This is a genomic window from Desulfosporosinus burensis (genome assembly GCF_054657535.1).
Genome location: NZ_BAAHYN010000045.1, coordinates 1 through 1,376, shown reverse-complemented (window position 1 = coordinate 1,376; position 1,376 = coordinate 1). Strand labels below are relative to the sequence as shown.

The following is a 1,376-nucleotide window of genomic DNA, read 5'->3' as shown; positions in this document are numbered from 1 at the left end:
CTTCTTCCTTTCTCCATGAGGAAATCAATCAATTCATCAAGCGGTCGAGCCGCAACCTCTTCTGGAGAAAAAAACTCAAGTGTCAAGGATTCAGAAGTAGCGCCGAAAGTATTACTAAAAACCGCACCTTGGGCGAGAGTGCTAAACTTCAAGAACAAGTTAGTGAGGAAATAGTTTTTCTCTCTGGAGATCATCTCAATCAGATGACAACGAAAGCGAGTGAGGCGTTGTAACGGTAAGTAGCGGAAATCGACCTGAGAGCCCTCCGGGAGCCGGCCGAAGCGTAAACGTTCGGCAATGACCCAGGCATCAATCCAATCGTTCTTCGGAAGGTCCACATAAGCCTTCTTGAAATTAGCAACTACCTTGGGGTTAAAGGAATAAATTTGGGGCTGTAAAGGTGCTAAACAATGGTCTTCCGCTAAGAACATTTGTAACGGCCAACTGTACACGGAAGTGGCCTCTAAACCAATAACCAGCCGGTCTTCTTTCTCTTTAGCGCAGGCTTCAGTGAGATATCGGGCAACTTGCTCACAACCAGGTTTATCATTCAAAACCCGTAGTTTTTTAACCGGTTCATTACCCCGCTCATCTAAGATTCGCACTTTAAAATCACTGGAACTCACATCAATACCGACAAATAAACTCAATTAAAATCACCTCACTTTCTGAGTCGAAGAATTTGTAAGATTAACGTTGGGACCAGGCACCACAACAGGTCAACAACCTCGCCGAATCAGCACTTGTCTTAAAAAGACCTTGGATCCAACCGATCTGCTACCATCGGAGGAGTTCCCTTTAAGCTGTGCAACCTTCGAGTTAAAAGTTCAAATTGTGGGCTGGCAGTCAGACTTAAAAAGAGGTCAAAGCCTCAAGGAGGAGAAGGCCTTACCAGAACGAACCTCACGGTACCATTTTGCCTGGAATCCCAACAAAATTAAATACTTTTTTGTTCTCATAGAACAATCTGAGGAATCTTTTTGGTGGAAGTGTGCGTTTGTGCCTTTAATGGGGAAAGCCATTTGTTAGTCATTAAAAAGGGTTTCCCCCCGCACCTCCTTCCTAAAATCAAGTATTCCTCATCCTGAGCCTGTGGACAGTGCCAGCCTGTGGAAAAGCACTTTAGGGTCTGTCTTAAAAGAGCTTTCCCAACAGGCTTTGGACAAGTTGAATTTGAAGTATGCTTTGGGGTTGACTTGTCCACACTGCCCACAGGCACGACGGCTGCATGGGGTATGCGTTATCCTGCGCGCATCTTGTTGATGTTGACCATACTAACTGAATTTCCAGTTTTTCTATGGTCATTTAAATACCCCACGTTCCATTAGTTTCTTGGACTCGTGGGGCAGGAACTAAATTAATTATACGAGGAGGAG

1 protein-coding gene is annotated in these 1,376 nt (G+C 44.8%); it reads right to left on the bottom strand.

Translation table 11 applies throughout. The annotated features are described in order from the left end of the window. A partial coding sequence (locus ACYQ3Q_RS28240) for an IS110 family transposase (RefSeq protein ID WP_459931714.1) occupies positions 1-650 on the bottom strand: 650 nt, incomplete at its 3' end. Positions 651-1,376 lie beyond the last annotated feature (726 nt).